This window comes from Streptomyces sp. RLA012, from assembly GCF_056270325.1.
In genome coordinates this window covers 2,501,840-2,520,891 of record NZ_JBWDPA010000002.1, presented here as the reverse complement: position 1 = coordinate 2,520,891, position 19,052 = coordinate 2,501,840, and the positions used below count along the sequence as shown (strand labels likewise).

13 protein-coding genes and 3 pseudogenes are annotated in these 19,052 nt (G+C 67.2%); 9 read left to right on the top strand and 7 right to left on the bottom strand.

Annotated elements, in window-relative coordinates:
- The first annotated feature begins 292 nt into the window (after window positions 1-292).
- Genes RV986_RS11800 through RV986_RS11790 form a run of 3 tightly spaced genes read left to right on the top strand, consistent with a single transcriptional unit; the run spans window position 293 to window position 11,365 of the window.
- Complete coding sequence (locus tag RV986_RS11800) at window positions 293-3,880, top strand: LamG-like jellyroll fold domain-containing protein (RefSeq protein ID WP_475917342.1); 3,588 nt, start codon at window positions 293-295, stop codon at window positions 3,878-3,880.
- A gap of 55 nt (window positions 3,881-3,935) precedes the next feature.
- A complete protein-coding gene (locus RV986_RS11795; protein ID WP_475917341.1) occupies window positions 3,936-10,904 on the top strand; it encodes a polymorphic toxin-type HINT domain-containing protein in 6,969 nt (2,322 codons plus the stop codon).
- Between the two features lie 2 nt (window positions 10,905-10,906).
- Window positions 10,907-11,365 (top strand): hypothetical protein, encoded by a 459-nt coding sequence (locus tag RV986_RS11790; protein ID WP_475917340.1) that lies wholly within the window; start codon window positions 10,907-10,909, stop codon window positions 11,363-11,365.
- Between the two features lie 202 nt (window positions 11,366-11,567).
- Here the strand turns inward: RV986_RS11790 and RV986_RS11785 are convergent.
- Window positions 11,568-11,795, bottom strand: a pseudogene (locus RV986_RS11785) (tyrosine-type recombinase/integrase); the annotation flags it as partial.
- Between the two features lie 661 nt (window positions 11,796-12,456).
- Here RV986_RS11785 and RV986_RS11780 point away from each other — a divergent pair.
- Genes RV986_RS11780 through RV986_RS11770 form a run of 3 tightly spaced genes read left to right on the top strand, consistent with a single transcriptional unit; the run spans window position 12,457 to window position 13,840 of the window.
- Window positions 12,457-13,272: a reverse transcriptase domain-containing protein gene (locus RV986_RS11780; RefSeq protein ID WP_475917339.1), complete on the top strand. Its 816-nt coding sequence runs from the start codon at window positions 12,457-12,459 to the stop codon at window positions 13,270-13,272.
- Window positions 13,170-13,493: a reverse transcriptase domain-containing protein gene (locus RV986_RS11775; protein ID WP_475917338.1), complete on the top strand. Its 324-nt coding sequence runs from the start codon at window positions 13,170-13,172 to the stop codon at window positions 13,491-13,493. Before RV986_RS11780 ends, RV986_RS11775 begins: the two co-directional genes overlap by 103 nt.
- On the top strand, window positions 13,421-13,840 hold the full coding sequence (locus RV986_RS11770) for a group II intron maturase-specific domain-containing protein (RefSeq protein WP_475917337.1): 420 nt from the start codon (window positions 13,421-13,423) through the stop codon (window positions 13,838-13,840). The genes RV986_RS11775 and RV986_RS11770 overlap by 73 nt, the downstream gene beginning before the upstream one ends.
- Window positions 13,841-13,955: 115 nt before the next feature.
- Here RV986_RS11770 and RV986_RS11765 read toward each other — a convergent pair.
- From RV986_RS11765 to RV986_RS11750, 4 genes and pseudogenes are all read right to left on the bottom strand, one after another.
- Window positions 13,956-14,633 (bottom strand): annotated as a pseudogene (locus RV986_RS11765) (tyrosine-type recombinase/integrase); the annotation flags it as partial.
- 63 nt (window positions 14,634-14,696) lie between these two features.
- Window positions 14,697-14,888: a hypothetical protein gene (locus RV986_RS11760; RefSeq protein WP_475917336.1), complete on the bottom strand. Its 192-nt coding sequence runs from the start codon at window positions 14,886-14,888 to the stop codon at window positions 14,697-14,699.
- 9 nt (window positions 14,889-14,897) lie between these two features.
- Window positions 14,898-15,746, bottom strand: a complete 849-nt coding sequence (locus RV986_RS11755; protein ID WP_475917335.1) for a helix-turn-helix domain-containing protein — start codon at window positions 15,744-15,746, stop codon at window positions 14,898-14,900.
- Complete coding sequence (locus RV986_RS11750) at window positions 15,697-15,822, bottom strand: hypothetical protein (RefSeq protein ID WP_475924729.1); 126 nt, start codon at window positions 15,820-15,822, stop codon at window positions 15,697-15,699. The genes RV986_RS11755 and RV986_RS11750 overlap by 50 nt, the downstream gene beginning before the upstream one ends.
- 177 nt (window positions 15,823-15,999) lie before the next feature.
- On the opposite strand from RV986_RS11750, the gene RV986_RS11745 reads away from it, so the two are divergent.
- Window positions 16,000-16,413 (top strand): ATP-binding protein, encoded by a 414-nt coding sequence (locus tag RV986_RS11745; protein WP_475917334.1) that lies wholly within the window; start codon window positions 16,000-16,002, stop codon window positions 16,411-16,413.
- Between the two features lie 315 nt (window positions 16,414-16,728).
- Here the strand turns inward: RV986_RS11745 and RV986_RS11740 are convergent, their stop codons facing one another.
- Complete coding sequence (locus RV986_RS11740; RefSeq protein WP_475924728.1) at window positions 16,729-16,974, bottom strand: hypothetical protein; 246 nt, start codon at window positions 16,972-16,974, stop codon at window positions 16,729-16,731.
- Window positions 16,975-17,020: 46 nt separating this feature from the next.
- Window positions 17,021-17,155 (bottom strand): annotated as a pseudogene (locus tag RV986_RS11735) (helix-turn-helix domain-containing protein); the annotation flags it as partial.
- 179 nt (window positions 17,156-17,334) lie between these two features.
- Here RV986_RS11735 and RV986_RS11730 point away from each other — a divergent pair.
- Both RV986_RS11730 and RV986_RS11725 read left to right on the top strand, forming a co-directional pair.
- Entirely contained in the window at window positions 17,335-18,051 is a 717-nt protein-coding gene (locus RV986_RS11730; protein WP_475917333.1) for a hypothetical protein, read from the top strand.
- A 52-nt stretch (window positions 18,052-18,103) separates the two neighbouring features.
- Window positions 18,104-18,970: a CHAT domain-containing protein gene (locus RV986_RS11725; RefSeq protein ID WP_475917332.1), complete on the top strand. Its 867-nt coding sequence runs from the start codon at window positions 18,104-18,106 to the stop codon at window positions 18,968-18,970.
- The last annotated feature ends 82 nt before the right edge of the window (window positions 18,971-19,052 follow it).

Sequence of the window (19,052 nt, the reverse complement as noted above, 5' to 3'; positions counted from 1 at the left end):
GCTTCCTGCCACCTCCGCCCACCGGACGGCATCCGCATATGGGGATGCCGCATCCCTTTGATGCCGCGGTCGCTGAAGGGACGTGTGCTGTTCACGTGAAATTGTTTTGACCGCTCACCGTCAACCTGATGAGATCTTCAAGGGTTTGTGAAGATCAGGTAATGACGCGGGGGTGGGGGAATGGGCGGGGATTTCTTACGCGGCCAGGAAACACGGGCGTGCCGGACGGGCAAGACGGTTCGTCTCTGGTCTGACGGTCACGGCGTTGTTGGCGGCACTGCCCGTGCTGGCTGTGGATACGCCAGTCGCGCGAGCGGATGCGGCGCAGTCGGAGACGTCCGAGGCGTCGGCGGCGCTGGAGAAGGCGGCGGCCTCCGGAGACGAGGTGGAGGTCGTCGGCGAGCGCGGGCAGTACTCCACGACGTACGCGAATCCGGATGGTTACTCGTTCACACTTGATCAGTCCGCTGTCCCTGTGCGTGTGGCGATGCCGAACGGGACGTGGGCGGCGCCGGATGCGACGCTGGAGCGCCGCGCCGATGGCTCGATCGGGCCCAAGGCGGCGGTGGCCGACATCTCGCTTTCCGCCGGTGGGGACGGGGGCGGTCTGGTCACACTGGCCGAGGACGGGCGGTCGCTGAGTCTGGGCTGGCCCGGCGTCCTGCCGAAGCCCACGCTTGAGGGTGCCTCCGCCACGTACGCGGAGGTGCTGCCCGGGGTGGACCTGCGGATGACGGTCACGGTCGAAGGCGTTCGGCAGGTGCTGATCGTGAAGTCCGCCGAAGCTGCGGCCGGCCCGGAGCTCAAGAGGATCGAGTTCTCGCTCAAGACCCAGGGCCTGACGGTCGGCAGCCGGACGGGCGGTGGCCTGGCCGCGGTGGACGAGGACGGCAACACGGTGTTCCGCTCCCCGGCCGCGCGGATGTGGGATTCGGCCGGCAACGCCGACGCAGTCGGGACGAGCATCAAGTCGCTCGCGTCCACTGCCGATGGCGATCCCGTCCAGGACGGCGACGGCGAGTCCTCTCCCGACCCCGCCAAAGGCCCTGGCGACGGCGACGCTTCGACAGTACTGCCTGTGCAGTTGACCGAGGACTCGGTCGCGGTCGAACCGGATGCGGACCTGCTGGGCGGCCAGGACACGGTCTACCCGCTGTACATCGACCCGGACGTGGCGCTGGAAGAGTCCGAGCGCACCGTGCTGTCCTCCGACGGCGACACGTTCTACAACTTCTCCGGCGGCGACGACGGCGAGGGCGTCGGTTACTGCGGCACGTACGTCACCGGCGGCTACGCCTACTACTGCGGCTCGGGCTACAAGCAGCGGATGTATTTCGAGTTCGCGCCGACCAGGCTGGCGGGCAAGCGGGTGCTGGACGCCACTTTCCGGGCGACCGAGCGGTGGTCGATGTCGTGCACGAAGACGGTCGTCGACCTGGTGCGCACCGGCAACATATCCTCCGCGACCCGCTGGCCGGGCCCGACGGCGAACTGGGACGTCATGGGAGACCGGACGGTGGCCGCGGGGCGGGGTTCGCTGTGCGATCCCGACCAGCCCGACGCCCCGATCGAGTTCCATGACGACCCGGCCCAGAGCTATGAGAATCTGACCTCGACGGTCAGGAACTTCGCCGCGGGTGGCTTCTCGCGTCTCACGCTGATGCTGAAGGCGCACGACGAAGGCGACCCCAACGGCTGGAAGCGGTTCGACGACGACGCGGTGCTGTCCGTGAAGTATGTCGGGCTGCCTGCCGTGCCGACGAGCGCCGGGATCGTGCAGGGCAGCGGGATCAGCTGCGAGGCCACCGCCGGCGATCCGGACATCGTCGCGGACCCGACGCCGACGCTGACCGCGCGGCCGCAGACCGCGGCGGGTGGCGAGAGCGGCGCACACCTGCGGGCGCACTTCTACATCCAGAAGAAGCTGAGCGACGGCACCTGGGTCATGGCGACGGAACCGGTCAGGCCCACCAGCGGCTCTGTCGGTGACAACGGTCTGGTGCAGTATCCGTCACCGATCACGCTGGCTGACGGCGTGTTGTACCGGCTGGCGGTGTTCAGCCGGTCGCTGTACAACGACGACACCAGCTACCTGGAGTCGCACAGCACGGTCACGACCCAGGACTGGTGCTACTTCAAGGTCGACACGACCGCTCCCAAGGCACCGACGGTCACGTTCGGCAGCCCGTACTCCGAGTGCACCGCCGTCACCTGTGCTCCGAGCGGCGGACCGGGCACCAAGGCGCAGTTCACCTTCTCCCCGGCGGCCGGGGACACCAACGCGTACTACCAGTACCGGCTCTCCACCGACACGAACTGGTCGGACCCCATCGCCGACAACACGGTCAAGGCGTGGATCACACCCCGGTTGGCCGGCCTGCAACAACTCCAGGTCAGGGCGAAGGACGCCAACGGCTGGGGCACGAAGAAGATCGTGGAGTTCAAGGTCGCCGAGGGCAAGGGCGCGGTCGGCCGCTGGCACTTCGACGACGGCGCGGCCGGCTCGGGTGTGACCGTGGCGGCCGATACCGCCACCGAGGGGGCCCGGCACGACGCCACGCTCTACACCACCGGTTCGGGCTGGTCCACGCTGGGCCGCCGGGGCGACGGAGACCGGTCGCTGTGGCTGAACGACACCTCCGCTCCCACGCAGCAGTCCGGGTACGCGGCCACCGCCGAGTCGGTCGTCAACACACGGGACTCGTTCACTGTCTCGGCGTGGGCGTACCTCACGGATTCCTCGTCCTTCCGCACCGTTCTGGCGGAGACCGGCAGCGACGGCGTCGGCTTCTCCCTGTACTACTCGCCCGGGGTCCAGCGCTGGGTGTTCCTGTGGAGCTGGTACGAGAACGGCGTACGGAAGTACCAGGGCGCCAATGCCTCTGCCGCCGGGGTTCCGCTGAAGGCGTGGACCCACCTGGCGGGTTCCTACGACGCCGAGAACCGGACCATCAGCCTCTACGTCAACGGCAGCCCGCAGGGCACGCCGGTACCGCTGCCCACCACGTCGGACGCGACGGTCGCGGACGGGGCGCTGCAGTTCGGACGGGTCGCCTACACCCCGGGCACCTACCAGAACTACTGGCGTGGCCGGGTCGACGAGGTGGCGGTCTGGCAGTGGCTGCTCCCCGACGACCTGATCTCCCAAGAGGCCCGGCTTCTTGAGGCGGACGGGACCGCGGACGTCGAGCTGATGGCCGACTGGGACCCGGCCGGGGCGAGTGGCACCACCCTTGCCGACACCGTCAGCAGCTACCAGCGGGCGTTGACGCTCACCGGCGGGGCCACGCTGGACGGCGAGGCGATCGTGCTCCACGGGACCGATGACGCGGCCGTGACGGCCGGTCCGATCGTCGACGAGTCCGGCTCGTTCACGGCCACGGCCGGCGTGGCGCTCGACACCGCCGCCATGGCGGCGAAGACCGACGGCTACATCGCCCAGGTCGTCGGCCAGCGCGGCAGCGACGGTGCCTCGTGGGGTCTGTGGTTCGAGAAGACCGGCACCGACGTCGATCCGGAGACCGAAACGAACTTGCCCGTCGGCAAGTGGTACTTCGGTCGGCTGAACGCCGACGGTACCTGGACGGCGGCGGTCTCTGCGGAGGCCGTGACCGTCTCGGCCAACAGCGTGACCCAGCTGACTGGCGTGTTCGACGCGTACACCAAGACCATCAGCCTGTACATCGGCGTCAATCAGAACGGCTCCGACCTCCACTACACCGCCGTGGCAGGCTCCGGCGACTTCGCGGTCGGCAGTGGCTTCGTGAACTCCGCGTGGGGCCACTACCTCGCAGGCCGCATCACCGATGTGCGGATCTGGGCCGGCGCCATGTCCGGCCAGCAGCAGGTCAGCGACACCGTGGTCGCCACCGGTGCCTGACCACTCGCTCCACCGTTCGTCCTCTGTCCGTCGTGATCACATGGGGAGTCGTGTCATGAGTGCCGGTTTACGGGCCCGCCGGGTCAGAAGCGCCATCGGACGCAGGGTGCTTCAGGCCCTCGTACTGGCACTGATCGTCCCCACGGGCCTTGCGGCCCCGGTTCAGGCGGCCGACGGCGGTGGCGGGTTGGGCCGTCTGGAGGTTCCGAAGCAGGAGGTCAACAAGGTCGAGGCGGTCACCGGGCTGGGCGCCAAGCCGGCCCGGGACCGAGTAGCGGCGGCTCGAAAGGCCAACACCGCCCAGGCTCTGCGCGCCAGGCAGCAGCAGACCGGCGTCTGGCCGAAGAACAGTTCGGCGGTCGCGGGCCTGGCGGGGAACGGCAAAGCCATTCGGCTGACCGCCGGTGGTCTGCCCGTGACGCTCACCAGTACCTCCTTAGGCGCATCGGGCGACACCCGGATTTCGGTGCAGAGCCGCCAGGAGACCGAGGCCGCAGGTGTGCAGGGTGTGCTGCTGACGGCGTCCGCCGCCGAGCCGGGCGCGGCGAGGATCAGTGTCGACTACTCGGCCTTCGCCTCGGCATACGGTGGCGGCTGGTCCGGGCGTCTGAGCCTGTACCGGCTCCCGTCCTGTGCGCTGACCACCCCGGACAAGGCGGCCTGCCGCAAGCGGACACCGCTCGACTCGCACAACGACATCTCCGGGCAAGCCGTTTCCGCCGAGGTGGCCCTGGGCGCCCCGACTACCGGCGCCACAAACCTGTCCTCGTCCGGCTCCTCGACGGCAACCGTCCTGGCCCTGGCCGCCGCCACGGGCGCCTCCGCGTCAGGTTCGGGCGACTACACCGCGAGCCCACTCTCGCCGTCCTCCACCTGGGAGGCGGGTGGCTCCTCGGGCGCCTTCACCTGGTCGTACGACCTGGCCGCACCACCCGCTGCGGCTGGGCCGTCCCCCGGCGTGTCGCTGTCGTACGACTCCGGCAGCACCGACGGCCGGACCGCCTCGACGAACAACCAGGGCAGCCAGGTCGGCGAAGGCTTCGACCTCTCCTCCGCGTCGTACATCGAGCGCACCTACGGCCCTTGCGACAAGGACGGACAGGCCGACAAGTACGACCTGTGCTGGAAGTACGACAATGCCTCCATCGTCCTCAACGGCAAGTCCAGCGAACTGGTCAAGGACGACACGACCGGGGTGTGGCGGCTGAGCTCCGACGACGCCTCCACCGTCACCCACTCCACCGGAGCCGACAACGGCGACGGCAACGGCGAGTACTGGACGGTCACCATCGGCGACGGCACCCAGTACGTCTTCGGTCTCAACAAGCTCTCCGGCGCGGGCAGTGGCGACGCCACCAACTCCGTGTGGACGGTCCCGGTCTACGGCGACGACTCCGGTGAACCCGGCTACGACCAGGGCTCCGCCTTTGCCGACCGGTCCGCCACCCAGGCCTGGCGCTGGAACCTGGACTATGTCGTGGACGTGCGCGGCAACGCCATGACGTACTGGTACACCCCCGAGACCAACTACTACGCCAAGAACGGTGCCGACACGGCCACCGCCAAGTACACCCGCGGCGGCTATCTCGCCAAGATCCTCTACGGCCAGAACAAGGACTCCCTGTTCTCCGGCGTGACCTCCGACAAGGTCACCTTCTCCTACGACGAGCGCTGCACCGCGTCCGACTGCTCCGACCTGAAGGAATCCACCGCCGACAACTGGCCCGACGTCCCCTTCGACTCCATCTGCGCCTCGGGCGCGGACTGCGACGCGGTCGGCCCGGCCTTCTTCACCCGTAAACGCCTGACCAATGTCACGACCTCTGCCTGGTCGGCCACGGCGAGTGACTTCACCCCTGTCGACAGCTGGGACCTGACTCAGGAGTACCTGGACGGTGGCGACATCGGCGACACCTCCGACCAGACGCTGACGCTGAAGTCCGTCCGGCACACGGGTAAGAACGGCACCGCCATCGCCCTCGACCCGGTGACCTTCACCTACGAGATGCGACCCAACCGGGTCGACGCCACCGACAACATTCTGCCGCTCACCCGCCCCCGCATCAGGACGGTCACCTCCGAGACGGGCGCCATCACGACGGTCAACTTCTCCGGCCCGGAGTGCGTCCGCGGCTCGAACATGCCGGCTGCCGAGGACGACAACAGCAAGTCCTGCTATCCGCAGTACTGGAACATCAACGGAGCCCAGGACGCCTCCCTGGACTGGTTCCACAAATACCGCGTCACCGCGGTCAACACGGCCGACCCCACCGGCAAGAACGAGAACACCGAGAACTCTTACAGTTACGCCGACCCCGCCTGGCACTACGACGATGATCCGCTCACCCCCGAGGACGAGCGCACCTGGTCGGTCTGGCGTGGCTACGGCAAGGTCACCGTCGCCAAGGGCATCGCGGGCAAGACACAGTCCAAGACCGTCTCCCTCTACCTGCAGGGCATGGACGGCGACAAACGCAAGGACACCACCGCCACCCGATCCGTCTCGGTCGCGGGCATCGACCTCACGGGTCTGGACGTGCCCGACCAGACCGACAGTGATCCGTTCGCCGGTTTCCTGCGTGAGCAGATCACCTATGACGGCTCGAACGCGGTCGCGGTGACCGTCAACGACCCCTGGTCCCGCCGTACTGCCACCCAGCACAAGTCGTATGCGGACGCCGAGGCGTACTACGTCCGCACGGAAAAGACGTACGCGCACACCTATCTGACGGCGAAGCAGAGCTGGCGCACGCGCACTACGGCCACCACCGAGTGGGACGACTACGGTCAGCCGCTGAAGGTGTACGACGCGGGCGACACGACCGTCACCGGTGACGAGACCTGCACCCGCACCTGGTACGCCGCCAACCCGGACGTCGGCATCAACTCCCTGGTCACCCGTACCCGGGTGGTCGGCCGCGCCTGCGCCACGACCGAGACCGACCTGTCCTTGCCAAACTCCAACACCACCCGCGCTGATGTCCTGTCCGACACCGCCACTGTTTACGACGGCCCAGCCACCGTAACCGCCTGGTCCGCGACCCAGACTCCGACTCTGGGCGAGCCCACATGGCTCGGCCGCGCCTCCGCCTACCCCGCCTCCGCGACGAACGGCGAACGGCATCCGTCCAACTGGCAGACCGTGGGCCGGATTTCGTACGACACCCTGGGCCGAGTCGCAGCCAGCACGGATGCGGCCGCCAACACCACCACCACGACCTACACCCCCGTCGCCGCCGGTCCGCTGACCAGGACCAAGGTCACCAACGCGAAAACGCAGAGCGTCTACACCTACACCGACTACGCCCGAGGCCTGCCGAGCAAGGTCTACGACGTCAACAACAAGATCACCGAGACGACGTACGACGCTCTCGGCCGCACTACCGCGACGTGGCTGCCCAACCGCTCCCGGGCCGGCGACTACAGCGCCACCTACACCTACGCCTACTCGGTCACCAACAACTCCCCCTCCTGGTCCTCGACCTCGTCCCTCAAGGCCGACGGCATCACCTACAACACCAGCTACAGCCTCTACGACTCACTGCTGCGTCCGTTGCAGACCCAGATCCCGACACCGCAGGGTGGGCGACTGCTCAGCGACACCCGCTACGACAGCCGCGGACTGGCCTACGAGACGTATGCGGACATCTTCGATACGACGTCCACCCCGAACGGCACCTACACCCGCGCCGCATACGGCCATGCTCCCAAGCAGACCGAGACCGTCTTCGACGGCGCCGAGCGGCCCGTGACCGGCACCTTCTACGTTCAAGGCGTGAAGAAGTGGAGCACCAGCACCACGTATACGGGTGACTCCACCGCCACTACCGCCGTCAATGGCGGCTCGGCTGTCCGGAACATCGTGGATGCCCAGGGGCGTACGGTCGAAACCCGTGAGTACGACGGCACGAGCCCCGCCGACACCGGCTACGGCGCGACCGTGGGTGCGTCCTACACCTCCACGAAGTTCACCTACACCCGCGACGGCAAGCAGGGCACTGTCACCGGCCCGGACAGTGCGTGGTCCTACGGCTACGACCTGTACGGCCGCCAGACCTCCGCCACCGACCCCGACATGGGCACGACGACCACCGGCTACACCAACCTGGACCAGGTCTCCTGGACCAAGGACGCGGCCGGCCGGGTCGTCATCAACGCCTACGACGTACTCGGCCGCCCCACCGGCACCTGGTCCGCGCCCGCCACCGCCGACCTGACCTCCACCACCGAGGAGCAGGTCGACGCGAACAAGCTCACCGCCTACACCTACGACGGTGTCGCCAACGCCAAGGGGCAATTGGACTCCTCCACCCGTTACGTCGGCGGCGTCTCCGGCAGCGCGTACGTGAACAAGACGACGGCCTTCGACAGCATGTACCGGGCCACCACCACCCAGATCGTCCTGCCGTCCAGTGACCCGCTCGTCACCTCCAAGGCCGTGGCGGCGACGCTGAACTTCTCGACCTACTACAACATTGACGGGACTCAGCAGTACATCTCGGAGCCCGCGGCCGGCGGTCTCCCTGCCGAGATCATCGATTACGAGTACGACGATCTGGGCCTCAACACCCAGACCAGCGGCACCAGCTCCTACCTTCTGGGCACCAGCTACTCCGCGCTGGGTCAGCCCGAGGTGCTCACCCTGGGCACCTCCGAGGCTGCGGGCACCAAGAAGGTGGGTATCAGCAACCTGTACGAGGAGGGCACCGACCGCCTGACCCGGTCGTCGGTCGGCGACGATACGCACTCCTACAAGCTCCAGGAACTGAACTACGCCTACGACGACGCGGGCAACGTCACGGCCATCACCGACCCGACCACCCTGGGCGGCACGGGCAAGGCCGACAACCAGTGCTTCACCTACGACGGCCATCGTCGCTTGAAGGAGGCGTGGACACCGTCAACAGCGGACTGTGCCACGTCCGGCCGCACGACGGCGAACCTAGGCGGCGCCGCCCCGTACTGGACGTCCTATACGTACAAGGACTCCGGCCTGCGCGCCACTGAGACCACACACACCGCCACCGCGAACACGACCCGGACCTACTGCTACGACGGCGCCAAGGCTCACCGGCTGACCGCAACCACGACGGGCTCCACTTGCACGGGCGTTTCGCCGCAGTACACCTACGACGGCACCGGCAACACCGAAAAGCGCGTCGAGCAGGTGGGGTTGACCACGACCCAGACGCTCGCCTGGAACACGGAGAACCAACTCACCCGGCTCGCCGACGACGCCGCGGGAACGGCCACCAACTACATTTACGATGCCAACGGTCAGCTCCTCATCCGCCGCGACAACGCTACGGACGGTGAAACCGTCCTGTACCTCGGGGCCGGCGAAGTCCACGTCAAGACCGGAAAGACATGGGCCAACCGCTACTACACCGGCGCCGGCTCCACCATCGCGCTGCGGACCAACGAGACCGGTACCGCGAAACTGAGCTTCCTCGCTGCCGACCACCACGGCACCAGCTCCATCGCCGTGACCGGTGACTCGACCCAGGCTCTGACCAAGCGTTACACCACCCCGTTCGGCGCGACCAGAGGGCAGACGACCGGCGCCTGGCCCGACGACAAGGGCTTCCTCGGAAAGCCGGCCGACACCGCCACCGGGCTGACCGACCTCAGGGCGCGCCAATACGACCCGACCATCGGCCGCTTCATCAGTGTCGACCCGATCCTGGACACCTCTGACCCGCAGTCCCTCAACGGGTACAGCTACGCCGGCGACAACCCCGTCACCTACAGCGACCCGACTGGAACCATCAGAGCGAACCCTGACGGTACACAGTGCAGGGGCGGCTGGAGCGAGTGCGGACCCGGAGATGTCAGATCCGGAAACTCGGGTTCGAGTTCAACCAGCGGTACGGGGCAGAGTGTCGGTTCCACAACCCGGAGCGGCAATACGACGGCTACGACGGCATCCGAACTGAAGTCGTATCTCCCGGTCGGCTCTGCATGGGATGGCGACCGGCTCAACGGGGCCTGGTTGTACTACGGCCGGAACATTCAGGGGAATGGTTATTGGGATGCACCGGTAGGCGATGACGATCGAACGGCCATGGCCTGCTTCGGCCGGACCGCATGCCAAAAGGCCTCCGAGATCTGGATGAACACTCACGATCTGACGAAGGCCAAAGAAGCGGCAGCCACCTACTGCATCCATCACGCCAAGCGTTGCGGCATCGACGCCGGTGCTTATGAATCGATGAAGGAAGCGGCAGAGACGGTTCCCATTCTGCTCGCCGGCGAGGCCGCGGCAGCACTCAATGTGGTGAGAAAGGGAGCTTGCAAGTGCTTCCTTGCCGGTACGGACGTCCTCATGGCCGACGGCAGGACCAAGGACATCGAAGACGTCAGGGTTGGTGACAAAGTACTGGCCACCGACCCTGAGACCGGCGAAACCGGTCCTCGTGAGGTCACTCGCCTCATCGTTACCGACAGCGACAAGCACTTCAACGAACTTTCCATCGCCACAGAAAAGGGAATCGAACACCTCACGGCGACGCACGAGCACCCCTTCTGGTCACCGTCCGAGGGGCGCTGGGTAGAAGCCGGTCAACTTCACGCGGGGATGACCCTGCTGACCGACGATGGCAGCACCGTCATCGTCACGGGCAACAGGGCGTACACAAAGCATGCCCGCACGTACAATCTCACCATCGCCGACCTGCACACGTACTATGTACTCGCGGGTAAGACGCCGGTACTCGTTCACAACAGCACATGCCCTGAGTATGAGAACCCGGGGCACCATGATCCGACGGGTGGTCCGAACCCGTATGTTCCGAAGAAGGCAGTGCTGCCGGGTGACGCTGGGGAGCAATTCGGCAAGAGCGTTCTCGTCGACGGCACCAGGTGGACTAAGGTCGGTTCCGGCAAGAGTGCCGTGTACTACCGTTACTTCGATGACGGCAACGGTAAGTGGCACTGGAGTGGCAGTACCAGCGGTGTGACGAAGTCGGGTACTCCAGTTCCGATTCCAATGAGTCGTGTTCCCATTCAGGTCAAGAGAGGCTAGACGTGAGGTTCTTGACCGACGACGGTCGATTCGGAATTCTTGTCGCCCCTTTGAAGGGCCGCGGAATGTTCCGGTTCCAGCTCATCATCGACAGTCAATTGATCGGTGACACCGAACCGTGCATTCTGGGCACAGCCATGGCCAGGCTGGGTGACCTGACGCATCTGGAGGACGATCGGCTTAGTCTCTTGTTCTCGGACAGGGATGCCGTACTCTCGGCGTTGCTGACTGAGGAGGAGCTCCACGACCGCACAACCCTGTCTATCGCCGAGTCGTTGGACGACTGGTTGATCCACGGATACGTATACAAGGGGAACGTAGTTGTGGTGGCGCGAGGTGACGAGGATGGATCTTTGATGGGCCCTACGCTGGTCGCCGTCGTGGCATCTGCCGAGTATGATCCGATTGTCCAGGCAGCTCGCAGTTATTGGTCGAGTGTCAATAGTTCCTCCATTTCGTGATTTGCTGATCGCGATGGAAAGGATTCACTGCCAGATTGCTGGAGGCGGGTAGATTCCCCTGCTGAGCAATCCGGCAGCCTGGTCCTATCGAAAATGGGATCTCCATCCGAGCCGCATGAATTTCCAAGCGCAAATCTGAGGCCCCATCGGTTGTGACTGATGGGGCCTCAGAGGTGTCTGACGGCAGTAGTTGACGGCAACGTCAGGGGACGGGGACTGCGCAGAGCGGTGGGTCGTCGCGGTCGGCGGAGTCGCGGAGGGCGTGGCCAAGGAGGTCGATGGCGTTTCGCTGGAGGCGGAGCCTTACGTGGGCATAAACGGTGGCGGTGACGCCGATGTGGGCGTGGCCGAGAAGTTCCTTGATGACGACGAGTTCGACGCCCTGTTCCAGGAGCAAGGTGGCGGTCGAGTGGCGGAGGTCGTGGGTGCGCCGTGAGGCGCAGTGGTTCGAGTGGGGGTGAGAGGCCTTCGCCGCTGATCCCGTCGCAGCGGGACGGTGGAGCTGGGGGCAGCCTGAGCCGGGTGGTGCCGGGGAGGGTGGGAGCAGCCCTGACAACGCCGGGACGTGCCAGTACTGCCAGATGGTGCGGGTCCGGCTAGCGGGACGGAGAGGAGTACGCGAGGAACCGGCGTGTGACACCCCTTGATGCGGCACCGGCTCGAACCTGGTGGATCTGGGCCGGGGGCGGCGCGCACCCGTCGAGCGTGTGGGCGGGGAACTCCTGAGGCGGTGGGCATGAGCTGCCAGGGAGGCTGCGAGGAAGGACTGCGGCGTACTCGCAGCGATGCCGCAGGGGCATAGTCGGGCTCCTACTTCGACGAGCGAATCACTGTGAACACGGGAACCGTTCCGGGTCTGCCCTCAGCCCGCGTATCCAGCGCGGGGGTTGGGGCTGGGCTCACCGACCGCCGATCGGCCTGGGACGGGGCGGAGCCGCCGTAGTACTCCGAGCCGGGGAAAGCCCGCGCGCATGGGGGAAGGGCGGCAGCGGTTTCGAGAAGGACTGGAGACTGTAATGCCGGAAGATGCACTGCTGAACGGCGGCGCTCTGCGTCCGGGACCTGGCGGGTCGTGGACGTGGGTATCGGGGATGCAGACCAAGCTTCACCGTTGGGCGGCGGCCGATCCGGGCCGCCGGTTCGATGACTTGTTCAACTTCGTGTACGACCCGGCCACGTTGATCATGGCGTTCGTCCGGGTCGCGGGCAATCAGGGGGCCAACACTCCCGGCGTCGACGGCCTGACGGCCGTTGAGGTCGAGGAGGAGATCGGGGTCCCCGGTTTCCTGGATGATCTGCGGGCCGCCCTCAAGGACGGCTCGTTCCGGCCGCTGCCGGTGCGGGAACGAAAGATCCCCAAGCCGGGTGGGTCGGGAAAGGTCCGCAAGCTGGGCATTCCCACGCTTGCCGACCGGGTCGTCCAAGCAGCGCTGAAACTGGTGCTGGAACCCATCTTTGAGGCCGACTTCGTGCCGGTCTCTTACGGATTCCGGCCCCGGCGCAGGCCGCACGACGCGATCGCCGAGATCCACCACTTCGGCACCCGGGGCTACCGGTGGGTGCTGGACGCGGACATCGAGGCGGCCTTCGACAACCTTTCGCACTCCTTCGTCATGGACCGAGTGCGGACACGCGTCAAGGACAAGCGCGTGCTGGCCCTGGTCAAGGCGTTCCTCAAGGCCGGTGTGCTCACCGAACTCGGTGAGCAGCGCAACACCCATACCGGCACACCCCAGGGCGGCATCCTGTCGCCGTTGATCTTTAACATCGCGCTGTCCGCGCTCGACGAGCACGTGATGGCGCCGTGGAAGGACGGCGGGACGATGTCCACCCGGGGAAAGCGAACCTACCGGCACTCCCGTGGCGGCCGACGTGGCGGATCATCCGTTATGCCGACGACTTCGTGATCTTGGTGCATGGTTCGCGTGAGGACACCGAAGCGCTGCGCGAAGACGTCGCCCGTGTGCTGGCCACCATGGGGCTGCGGCTGTCACCAGCCAAAACCCAGGTGGTCCACATGAGTGACGGGTTCAGCTTCCTCGGCTTCCGTATCCGGTGGAAACGCAAGAGGGGACGAACAAGTGGTACGTCTACACCTTCATCGATGCCCGGCCCGTCCGGACGTTGAAGGCGAAGATCCGTGCCCTGACGCACAAGACATCGCAGTGGGACCTCGCATCGACCCTGACCCGGCTGGGCCAGATCATGCGAGGCTGGGCCAACTACTTCAAACATGCCGTGGCGAAACGGACCTTCAGCAAACTGGACGACTTCACGTTCTGGAGACTCGCCCACCTGCTGAGAGCCCGCCACGGCTGGAGCTGGGGACAACTCCGCCGCCATCTGACCGCCGCCACCGGGCGCTGGCGGATCGCAGCGGACGGGATTGAGTTCTTCCGGATCGAGAAGGTGGCGGTCACCCGCTACACCTACCGGGGCAACAAGATCCCAACCCCTTGGCCTGCCACTGCCTGACGGCTGACACCGTGGAGAGCCCGTTACCGAGAGATCGGTACGGCGGGTTCGGCGAGCGGTCCGGGGAAACGGACCGGGAGCAATCCCGGCACCGCGCCCCGGGCCGACTCAACAAGCGGATCGTCCGGAGTCCGGCGCTGCGGAGAAGGCTGCGGAAGCGGCGGGTGAGGTTGGTCGGGTCGAGCGGCCTGCCCTTCGGGGTGGTGAAGACGAGCCCGTTGTCCGTCCGGCCCGTTCCGGCCGCCTGACGCTCTTCCTCCTGCCATTCCTGGTGGATCTTGAGGGAGATGATGCATTCGGTAGGGAGGGCGATGCGGCGTTCGGAGGCGAGGGTCTTGGTGTTCAGGACGGTCAGACCCTGGGCGCGGGTGCGCTGGAGGGAGCGGTGGATGGTGGCGGTGCCGCCGTCGAGGTCGAGGTCTTCCCAGTGGAGGCCGAGGAGTTCGCCCTTGCGCAGCCCGGTGCGCAGGGCGAGTTCGTACAGGGCATGAAGCCGGTCCTCGCCGGCCAACTGAAGGAACTGCCGGGCTTCGGCGGCGGTGAAGGGCTGGAAACGCCGGGGGCGGGGCGTGGTCGTCTTGACGTTCCGGGCGACATTGCGCGGAAGCTCATCCTCGCGGACGGCATGTTCCAGGGCCGACTTGAGGACCGCGTGGACGTACGTCACGGTCAACGGTGACAGCCGCTTCTCACAGCACTGGCCGATGGCGCAGCAGGACCGCCGAACAGCGTCCTGGTTCTGGGCGCAGCACTGGCAGGTGGTGCGGAGTCCGTCGAGGAAGGTGCGGACGTCGCAGCGGGCGCTGGCCCAGGGTCCGTGCGCCCTCGTGGGCGGCGAGACGGGACCGGCGCGGGCCTACAGCAGGTGGTCGGCCTTGCCCGCCTTGATGTCGGTGATCAGGGTGCGAAGGGCTTCGACGGAGTCGGTGAGGTAGCGGTCCTCCTGGCCGTTGACGGCTATGTAGGCGTTCCCGTCGGCGTCGGTGCCGAGGCGGAAGCAGGAACTGCCCTCGGCGCAGAACGGGTTTTCCCAGGTGATGTCGGGCACTGGTGCTCCTCACAGTTGGCGTGCGATCTCGCGAATGAAGTCGCGGGACTGCTCCGGCGGCAGAGCCAGACCTTCCAACAGATCTAGTTGGTCCCGATATTTCGCCAGCTGCCCTTCGGCGTGGAGGAAGGTGGGTCCGTGGGAGCTGTCCACCTGCACTGTATCGAGCTGCGGTACAGGGCCTTCGGTGTAGACGACCGTCTGCCCGGCTCCCGGGAAGGCGCCGTGGGCGAAGGGGAGGACGAGTACGGCGACGTTGTCCCGCTCGGAGACCTCCAGCAGGTACTCCAACTGGGCACGGGCCACGTCCGTACCGCCGAACTGCATCCGGAGAGCGGCTTCGTGGATGACGGCGACGTACGGGATCACCTTGTCACCGGTGATCACCTGCTGGCGCTCCGCACGTAGTGCGAGCCGTAGCGCAACCTCGTGCTCGGGCAAGGCAGGAACCGCCGCACGGAAGATGGCCATGGCCTGTTCCGACGTTTGGAGCATGCCGGGCACATGCACCGTGTTGGCACCGCGAATGCGCGCGGCGTTGCCTTCCGTTTCTGAGATATCCAGCAAGCCCTGGGGCAGGATGCCCCGGTAGCGTTCCCACCAACCCGCGCTCGCCTCAGCCATCTCAACGAGCGCCTCGACATACTTCTCATCGGTCACATCGCAGTTGCAGGCCAGTGTGCGTAGGCGGTCGGCGCTGATACCCCGGATGCCGGACTCAATGTTGGAGATCTTGCCTCGGTCCAGGCCCAGTAGGCCCGCCGCGAACTCTGCGGTCACGCCTGCCGTAGTACGGATACGCCGCAGCTCACTGCCCAGTCGCTTCTGCCGTTCCGTAGGCGTCGTCCTTGGGGGCATGCAGTTCCTTCCAATCGACGAAGGTCAGTCTGTCGCGCTCGAAGGTGGGATTGCACACGTCGTGGTTAATTCTCATGAGTGCATGGGAAATTTACCACCTGATGCACTACCGTCAGTACTGCGCAAGTTACACACCGCAACACCGGAAGCGCACCGCGCGAGCATGCCCGCCTGCCCTGGGACGGGTGCGCCCGCGACCAGGGCGGTAGGCCACCGGCAACCCCAACCCCTCACCACCGCCATGGAGTTCGCCATGCCCGAGATCCCCCTCGTACCCGTCCTCTGGCGCTTCCCCGCCCACCCCACCTCCGTACGGCGAGCCCGGCACGCCGTTGCCGAATCACTGCCGCACGCCCTTCGCCCCCACCTCGGCGACGACCTCGGCCTGTTGACCTCCGAGCTGGTCACCAACGCCATCCGCCATGGGACCTGTCGGGAGGACGACGACCTCGTCGAACTCGTCCTGTGGCCCGCCGACGGCCACTACTGGCTCGCCGTCTCCGATCCGGGCACCGGCAAACCCGTACCGGCCCACCCGGACACGGACGCCGAGACCGGCCGTGGCCTGCTCCTCGTCGACCACCTCGCCACCGCCTGGACCGTACGGCCCCGCCCCACCCGGGGCACGTCCGTCATCGCCGGGCTGCCGCTCCACCGGAACGGATGAACAGGCGGCTGCCGGGCGTGCTCAAGGTGAACCGCGCGGCCAAGAAGATCATCGGGCTGATGTGGAGCGGACGGACTTCCGCTCCCCCGTCTGGGAATCCGCAGCGGCGGCTCGAAGGTGTGGGCGATACAGTGCGGCAGGTTGACGCTCCCATCGGCGTTGGCCACGCCCCCGGACTGTTCTTCTGCAAGCTGTCAACTTCGTTCGAACAGGGGGACCTCATGGGATGTGTGGGTACTGACTGCACGTCAGCCTGCCGACCGGCAACGCAAGGCAGTTGCAACGGACAGGGCAACTCCACTGCCTCGCGATGTGTTAGATCCCGACCCACTCCGCGTACTGCGCCAGCGAACTGTTCCGGGCCCGTTCGCGCCGCTTGAGAGCCAGCACGGTCTCTCGTACGGTCGGGTGGTAGCGCGTCTGCTGCGGCGCGGTCCGCCGGGCCCGTTGCAGGCAGTCCAGGGCCTGCTCCGAGTGGCCTGTCCAGGCGTGGGCGCGGCCGAGGTCCATCCAGTGGTGTCCGGCCCGCGAACGGGTCCAGCCGCGCGGAAGTGGAGACACCCGGCGCACGCGCACAGGCCGCAACAAGAGCAGGGGAGGCCGGCTTCTGGCCACACTCGACCTTCGACAACAGCGACTTGGACAGATGAGCCCGTATCGCCAGCCCCTGCTGCGTAAGTCCCCGCTGCTGACGGATGCGGGCGATCCGAGCGCCGGTGTGCTCCTCAGTGCTCCGCGGCACGATGAACTCCGTTCTGTGGCAACACTCGGAAGGTACCCCTGGTCGGCATCCCCGGCCCAGGCGAACGGTGATCGCAGAGGTGTCCCGGAGCACGCACCCGCACGCCTCTTCTCGTGCGCCGGTCGAGGTGGGATCGTAGGGACTCGTGGCCTGAATCGGCCCTACGGGGGGCACGTCAGATGATCGAATTCGCGTTTCCGGAACTTCCCGGGGAACCGCTGTCTCTTCCGCTCGACCGCACCGGGCGTTCCCCCGGCGGTCCCGTGCCCGCGGGACCCCCGCTGGACGGAAGGGTCTCGCTGGGCGGCCCGCTCGCGGTGCCGGTGACATCGGCGTACGCGGCCGACGACAAGGACCTCGCGGCGTTCGTGGAGCAGGAGGCGGCACGCGCCGTCTACCACGTCGTCCACCTCGCGGTGGCGATGGCGCCGGAACCGAGGACGCCGAGGCTGGACAGCGTGCGGGTCGAGCTGAACCTGTCCGCGCACGGCTCCCCGGCCGGCAGTGGTCAGGAGCCCCCGATCGCCTGGTCGATGGCGCCGTCGAAGATCGACGACGAGGAGCAGATCGGCACGACCCTGCGGCTCGGGCCGCAGCTGAAGATCGCCCCGCTGGAGGCGACGCTGGGCGACTACAGCCGCACCCGTACCGTACGGCGGTCGCGTCCCCTCCTGGAGGCGGTGGGCGAGCTCAGCCCGCAGCCGCGCTGGGTGATGCGGGGAACGAAGGACACGCCTCTCACCGGTTCACAACGGCTGGTCCTGGTCGTCCGCGTGCCGATCGGAATCGTGGCGGAACTGGCCACAACCGTGCAGGCATCGGTCATGAAGGGATCGATTCTGCGCAGATACGTTCGTCAGCTGCCCGGGGCGCTGAGTCTGTCCACAGTGGTGTGACCCATCACCGCGTTCGGGGCGGCGCCGAGGCGGTGGCGGAAGGGGGGGACGTATGGGGGAGTCGTTGCAGCAGATCGAGACTCGCGCGCTGGCCAAGGCGTTTGCGCCGGGGCCGCCCGCCCGTGCCGTGCTCCTCGAGGCGGGGTTTCCTCCTGAGGCCATGCCCAGCGCCTTCGGTGTCTCGGCCGTGGACTTCTGGAGCATGGTCGCGGAGGCCGTCGCCGCCGGACAGGTACCGGACGGCAGATGCCGGCTGATGACCGTCGCGGCCGAACGCCTGCCCGAAAACGAGGTCTTCGCGCAGGCGGCGGCCGGCTGCGAGGCAACGCCGGGCGGCGGCATACGGCGTGTTCTCGTCGTCGGCGCACAGCCCCACGGGCAGCAGCGGCTGCGCGCCGACCGTGAACTGCGGGCCGTCCTGCGGGCGGCCGAACTCGGCCACCTCGAAGTGGACTTCCGCCCGGCCGCCGCCGTCACCGATCTGCGCGGACTGCTGGACCACCCCGTGGACGTACTGCACCTGGCGTGTCACGGGGACGGCGGCGACCTGCTCTTCGAGGACGCGACGGGTGAGGAGCAGCGCGTCCCCGCGAGCGAACTGGCCCGCACCCTGACCACGTACCGGGAACACGGCCGGGTACGGCTGCGGGGGCTCGTGCTCGGCAGTTGCCACGGCGACCAGGCGATCGCCGCCCTGAGGGGCCTCGCGGCCGAGGGCGTCGCGCACACCGGTGTCCTCGACGACGACTGCGCGGTGGCCTTCGCCGGCCACCTCTATCGCGAACTGCGCCACGCCTCGGGGCTGGTGGCCGCCGCCGCACTCGCCGCGCGCCACACCGTGCTGGAGGACGACCTGTGCCGGTCCCTCGAAGAGGGGCTCGTCGTCTGGCCCGAACCCCCGCGGGGAGTCACATGGTGACCGGCGCGACGGATCCGAGGCTCGCGTCATGGGCCGCTGCGCATGCGCGCTCGGCGGGCCGGGGCCTGGCGGAGGCGCGCGA